This is a genomic window from Coleofasciculus sp., from assembly GCF_046565525.1.
Taxonomy (GTDB): domain Bacteria; phylum Cyanobacteriota; class Cyanobacteriia; order Cyanobacteriales; family Coleofasciculaceae; genus Coleofasciculus.
On sequence record NZ_JBKHUP010000058.1, the window covers coordinates 45,367 to 51,603 of the forward strand.

The window sequence follows — 6,237 nt, forward strand, 5'->3', positions numbered from 1 at the left end:
AACGGTTAGTCCGGGGACTTAAGAAGAAACACAAGCACCGTAGTCTTCGGTGGTGCCAGGAAAAGGCAATTAATGATTTAAGGCGCGATCGCAGGGCATAGGGACGTTGTAGGAGGATGTAGGTTGCTAGCCAGTAAGATTTAATCGTTGGAACAGTTCCAAACTTTGTGGCGATATTACTGCTGCCCCCTCTGGGACTATAACGACCTCGACAACTTCTGACCCCCAGATAGGATCATCCCAAAACCATTCTGGGTGGCGCTCGTAATACCAATAACGGCACCCAGCCCACCATTTGTAAGCTTTCCAAAATCCATGAGCAATAATAGAGCGCTCTACATATAATCCCGGTCTGTCTTCCTCCACGTTAATTCCATTCGCCGTAAATATTACTGACGACTCCTCGATGCGTCTAGTCCAGGGGAGGGGTTGCGCTTCGGCGTATCCATTCCTTGCCATAACCTTCCATTTATCTTGTGCAACCGACACGTACTCAGCTTCATCCCTCCGAACTACCGGCAGTGGTTCAGCCATCAAGAATCCTCTATCTACCCACATTTGATACTCTCTCTTATTTCCCCATAAATTGACCTCATAGCCATGGACGCTTAACCTCTCGGTTATTTGGAGAGGCAAGGACTCAGCCACCACCTGGGAGTCACTCCATTTGCCGTAAACGGAACTCGACATGATGGGGACAACCGGCGCTCCCTGAAGGCGATCGCGCCAGTAATTTAACAAGTGGCTGCTGTCGGGGGGGTACTTGTCGAGTTCCTCAAGTAGATCGAGGATGGCTTCTACAATCAGCTCTGTTGGATATTTCCCCTCCATCGCAGACATGGACTTGAAAACCTGACCCCGACGAGCGGGGATAGGGGAGTCAAGATATTTAGTAAGTTGAGTGCGGATTTTCTCAAAGTCTTTATCTTGTTGAATTTCTTTTAATGTTTCCTTCATGTTTCCTATGTTTCATTAAAACCAGCAAATCAAGATAGTAAGCCAATCAACCTTAGATTCGACTCTTTCAAGCCTATCAAGCCTTTTTTGGTCAACGTCAAACGCTTTATCAATAAAGGGTTTGGGCTTAGGTAAAGGTAAATTGCCGAGAATACGTTCCCTGTCAAGAATGGATTGAATCTCTTGCTCGTTCACAATTAAAACAGCCTATTTTTAGTACAATTGTATCCATCGACAATATCTTTTACCATCCCCCAGATAATCAACCTGAAGCAGATGCTCGAAGAGGGCGGCTTGGATCTTGAGGATTTGTCAGATGTCCCACCAGACCCACCACAATGAAACACACAGAAATGAAACACACAGAACAGATAGATTATTGCTTTTGGCGCTTACTAATTTATGAACTAAAGTACCCCCGCCCAGATGTATTGACAGAATCGCACTGGTTTAAATGGCTGCCTTTACGGTGCAGAGTTGCCCTGAATGTTGTCCTCAGATTCAGGACTCCGGTACCCAGCGGAATAACTTCTCCGGAGTGGAGCGATATTTGGGGAGGATGGTATGACGAAATACCATTCTGATGAAAATATTACTGACGACTCCTCGATGCGTCTAGTCCAGGGGAGGGGTTGCGCTTCGGCGTATCCATTCCTTGCCATAACCTTCCATTTATCTTGTGCAACCGTCACGTACTCAGCTTCACCCCTCCGGTTTAGGCTGGAGGGGTTTAGCTATTATGCTGTAATTAGATGGTAAACGCCGGGGGTTACAGCTCTACTCCTGGAGCCTCCGGTTCTGTATCCCGTTCATCGTCAAAGGCTTCTTTTACTCCTGAGCCAACAGAATTTTCTATCATACTTTCAGCCTTATCTGGATCTGAATAAAGCAGCTCCAGGAACTCCATCGAGGGAACTCCACAACTATGAGCATAAAAACCAACCTCCGACATGATCCGCTCCTCGGATTGTCGCAGATACATCGACAAGCAGTGGTGGGCTTGTGTTGTGGGTTTGCGCTTTGTACGGAAGAACGCTAGTGCATTTAACAATCGATCTTCATACGGGGCTAAGGGGCGTAAGTACAGCCGTTTAGGTTCCATGTTGACTTTCTATCACTACGGCTCTAGCGTATCTCACAAAATCAAGGAAAAAGTAACTAATTAGAATATCTTATGGTGGTAAAAGTTACTTTTTCGATAAATTATGCTATTCTGACTTTAGTTACTAAACAGACCTCCACACACGGCTTTTAGTAACTAATTGCTCGTTTCCACCAGCTCCCCCAGTGCCAGCCCGCACTGGCAAGAGAGCCAAACCCCTCCCCCTATGCCAACCTGCATAGGTTAAAAGGAAAAGCGAGGGAATAGGTGGGCAGCTTCTGAACACATTGTTTTTAAAAACACACATAGGAGACAAAATGCCAGTGCCTTTGAAGGTTCAGAGCGTGGTGCAAATCGTCGCCATGCAGATTCCTCAACTCTGCCATGTTCCTACCGAACATGAATCACGGGAAGTTGACGCAATCATCGACAGGGCGATTGATATATACGATCGCATTTTCGACAAGCTGGGAGACGACGAAACCACCCCCAAAGGGAGTCCACGGAATCCACAGTTACTGCTGCACCAATGCAAAATTGATAACGTCTATGCAGATGAGCAGCCGAGTTGGTTTCCAATTGAGTTTATGCCCCCAGAGGGAAAACTAGTGATATTTCAGTTTGCAGCCTGCGAACCTTCAGATCACGTTCTATCTATTGGGTACCAACAAGACTGCAATTACTTCAATTTAGACGATAAGCAGTTCGGTGTCTTGCCACTTTATTGGCTAAACATCCCTCCATGTCCACACGTACCTTAAGAAAATGAAAACAGCACCAAAACCCACTTTAGGAACCAGGGAATGGCTTGCGGGGCTTATGCTCCAAGAACTGGTCAACGCTTTTAACTTCAACGCAGGCATTGAAGAGAAGCTAGAGGAAAAAATTGACTCTCTGATCACAGACGCCATTCAGATTGCTGATAAAGCCTGTGCCGCCTTAGCAACTAAACCACCCATTTACTTTAAATTTCCGTCAACACAGAAATTGCAATGGGCGAAGCCTTCACATTTAAAAGGTTCGCAGGAATGGATAGCCGTAGAGGAAAACCATCCAGTTCCATATTGTATTGTTTTGGCTTTAGATTTCGATGGGGAAGTACACCCTTCGTATTTTGAGTCAAAAACCATAACTTGGCGGTCAATGAGGTTTCCCCTGGAGGAACACTTACCCGTGATTCCGAATGTAACCCATTGGCTGCCAATCTTCTTTTTCCCTGCAACTGATGCCACTGACTAAGCATGAATACATCGCCCTGGAGCTGCTCAAACTTTTTCTCCCCCAGGGCCTCAGTCCGGACTTCGCGATTGACCTATCGTTTAAGGTCGCTCAGACCTTTTGCAATTACAACAAGGAAGGCAAAGATGAATCACACCAATCACACCAATTGGCTTAAACAGAAACAACGACCCAAGATGCCTCAGCAAACTTATAAGCCATGGGTGGTATTTAACTACGTCCACGGGAGACCCTACGAAGTTTGCCAATACTCCATCCGAGCGGATGCAGAGAACCACAAGCGATTTTTGGAGCGATTTCTCTCTAATCCTCGTGTCACCGTTGCATTTGTACCCCCAGAAGCACCGCCCACGCCTCCGACAGTCACCCCCGATCCAGATTGGGATTATGCACCGATTTGGGAAAAACTCGATCGGATCATCTTCGAGACTCGCCATCTCAAAAAAATCCTTGCTGAGCAGGAAAAGGCTTCTGACCAGGGAGACGCAGCAACCTCAGCCTGGTCGAGCAAGCTCAACAAACACCTGAACTTCATCGGGCAATGCCTCGGTGATATCCCAAACCCTCTTGATCAAGGATAATTAAACTGTCAAATTAGAAAAGTAATCAAGACGATCCACTAAATCGTCTTGGTTACCTCAAAAAACTTAAATGAGACCACTAGTCTACCATCTCCGAGCCCCTCCTGTGTGCGATCGCGATCGCGTCCATCTTTACCAAAAACTTACACAGGAGAGTGTCACCGTGACAGCTAATACACTTGGATCAGATGTACTTGATGTACTTGCCCCAAATAACATAGATGCAGAGGAAGACATTCTAGGCGGCATATTACTTGATCCAAATGCAATGGATCGGGTAAAGGATATCTTGGTGGCGGAAGCGTTTTTCGTGTCAGCCCATGAAATTATTTTTCGGGCAATCAAGTCTTTAGATGAGGAAGGACAGCCAACTGACTTTACAACCGTTACGACCTGGCTGTACGACCATAAACTGCTGGATAAGGTGGGGGGTCAGGGCAAGATAGCACAGCTTCTGGGGCGAACAGTATCAGCCGTCAATATCGACAAATACGCGGAATTGGTGATGGACTGTTACCTGCGACGTCTTCTGATGCAAGACGGATGGGAACTTGCCAAACTCGCGGCGGATAGGTTCAACCCACTCGACACCGTAAATGACATTGCTCGGCGAAAGCTTGAGAAAATCCTTAGCATCAAAAGTTCGGCTAGGGAAAAGAGTTACCTCCGCTACCAAAAGTTGATCTCGGAGGTAGAAAACATCCAGCTAAAAATCAAAGATCCAGGGTTTCGACAATGGGAGCTTCAGAGTCTTGCCTCTAAGTATAGTACATCTGCTTCAGCACTAGAAGCAATCTGGTATCGCTCCCTTATAGAAAGCGAAGATGCCCCCTGTCAAACTTGGCAAGAGCTAGAGGCTGAGAAACAGGAAGTTGTTCAATGGGCGTTACATGGATTTGCACCGCTACCAGGATTGGTAATGCTTCATGCTCCCGGTGGAACCGGGAAGACCAGACTGTTTAATAGCTGGGCATTGTCAATTGCCACTGGAATTAACTGGGAGGATTTCCCAGTCACTGCCCCAGCTCGGCGACGGCGAGTCCTGTTCGTTCAGACTGATGAATTAAGGTCTGAGATGTTCAACTCTCTTAGACAGACTGGTTTTACCGGGGATGAAAACATTGAGTTTAAAATGAAATGGTCTATTGATAATATCCCGGCGTTGGTTGAAGATCTGCCACGGTTTCGTGATGGAGTTGTCCTGATCGATTCGTTGACTAGTATTAACACTGGTCTAATCAGTGAGAATGACGTTGAGTACGCCAAGCCCTTACTTGTCCTCCGAAAACTTGCAGAAGAGTATAACTGTTGCATTGTCCTTTTACACCATTCCAGCCGAGAGGGAAACGTCAGGGGAACCAGTGCGTTAGAGAGTGCATGCTCGGTAGTCCTCAAGCTATCTTTCGATCCAGATGACCCAACCCCAGATAGCCCCAAGCGAATATTGGAATTTCAAAAAGCTCGGATGCGCCGCCCAGCTCGTTATGCAATGGAGTTTGTCGAAGAATTTAACGAGTTTGGATCGCCAAGGTTAAATTGGTATTGTCGTGGAGAATACAAAAAGGAAGACATTGATCTTCCCTTGAAAGACAGAATAGTCAGGTTTTTGACCGCTCACCGTAACGTTAGATATGAATGCACTGAGTTATCACATGAGGTTGGTGGCAGTTTGGGGGCTATTCGCCGCGCTACTGGGCGATTGGCGAAGGATGGCATCATCTCATCTGTCGAAGGATCAAACCGCCGAATGCAGTATTTTCTATCTTGGCTTGGAGATGATCCTCCCAGGGATCCAAGTGGAGATGGATCAGACCCGGATCACTCACCGGATCACTCGCCAAACCTAGACACAGATAGCTTTTCAGGATTGAGTGATCCTGGATCACTCAATCAGGGGGGGGGCGAGACCGAAAATTCTCTAAACATGAGTGATCCTGGATCACTCAACGGATCGCGAAATCTTGAAGCCCAGGCACTACATGGAATCCAGGAATTGAAACCGAGTGATCCATTGGCTGATCCGAAACCTGTTGATGCGATCGCCGATCAGATAGATGATCAGGTAGATGAATGTATATCAACCATTAAAAACCTTCAAGCCAAAGTGTCCAATAAAGTCCCGGAAAAAGAGCTTTTAGAGTTTTCACAAAAACTAATTGAAGCTTACGCTCAGGAGCTTGCCTGGACGACGGCTCAGGTAAAGCAGGTGCGATCACAGGTGTTAGCAGAAACCTCCACCGGGGAAACTGTTGCCGACCCAACCGACGCGATCGCCCCTGGTGTTGAGGAAGCTTCCACCGGGGAAACCGTTACCGACCCAACCGACGCGATCGCCCCTGGCGTTGAGGAAGCTTCCAC

The 6,237-nt window shown here is 47.0% G+C and carries 7 protein-coding genes; 4 read left to right on the forward strand and 3 right to left on the reverse strand.

All coding sequences use genetic code 11. The features are described from left to right. Positions 1-126: 126 nt before the first annotated feature. From ACLGGO_RS20575 to ACLGGO_RS20585, 3 genes are all read right to left on the reverse strand, one after another. Positions 127-957: a hypothetical protein gene (locus ACLGGO_RS20575; protein ID WP_446420705.1), complete on the reverse strand. Its 831-nt coding sequence runs from the start codon at positions 955-957 to the stop codon at positions 127-129. A 15-nt stretch (positions 958-972) separates the two neighbouring features. After that, positions 973-1,152, reverse strand: a complete 180-nt coding sequence (locus ACLGGO_RS20580; protein ID WP_446420706.1) for a hypothetical protein — start codon at positions 1,150-1,152, stop codon at positions 973-975. 574 nt (positions 1,153-1,726) lie between these two features. Next, positions 1,727-2,059, reverse strand: coding sequence for a hypothetical protein (locus tag ACLGGO_RS20585; RefSeq protein ID WP_446420707.1), 333 nt, complete (start codon positions 2,057-2,059; stop codon positions 1,727-1,729). 323 nt (positions 2,060-2,382) lie between these two features. Here ACLGGO_RS20585 and ACLGGO_RS20590 point away from each other — a divergent pair, with 323 nt between their 5' ends. From ACLGGO_RS20590 to ACLGGO_RS20605, 4 genes are all read left to right on the forward strand, one after another. Next, positions 2,383-2,820, forward strand: coding sequence for a hypothetical protein (locus tag ACLGGO_RS20590; RefSeq protein ID WP_446420708.1), 438 nt, complete (start codon positions 2,383-2,385; stop codon positions 2,818-2,820). 4 nt (positions 2,821-2,824) lie between these two features. Further along, on the forward strand, positions 2,825-3,298 hold the full coding sequence (locus ACLGGO_RS20595; protein ID WP_446420709.1) for a hypothetical protein: 474 nt from the start codon (positions 2,825-2,827) through the stop codon (positions 3,296-3,298). Between the two features lie 125 nt (positions 3,299-3,423). Then, positions 3,424-3,879, forward strand: coding sequence for a hypothetical protein (locus ACLGGO_RS20600; RefSeq protein WP_446420710.1), 456 nt, complete (start codon positions 3,424-3,426; stop codon positions 3,877-3,879). A 70-nt stretch (positions 3,880-3,949) separates the two neighbouring features. Beyond that, positions 3,950-6,237: DnaB-like helicase N-terminal domain-containing protein (locus ACLGGO_RS20605; protein WP_446420711.1), on the forward strand; the 2,288-nt coding region annotated here is incomplete at its 3' end.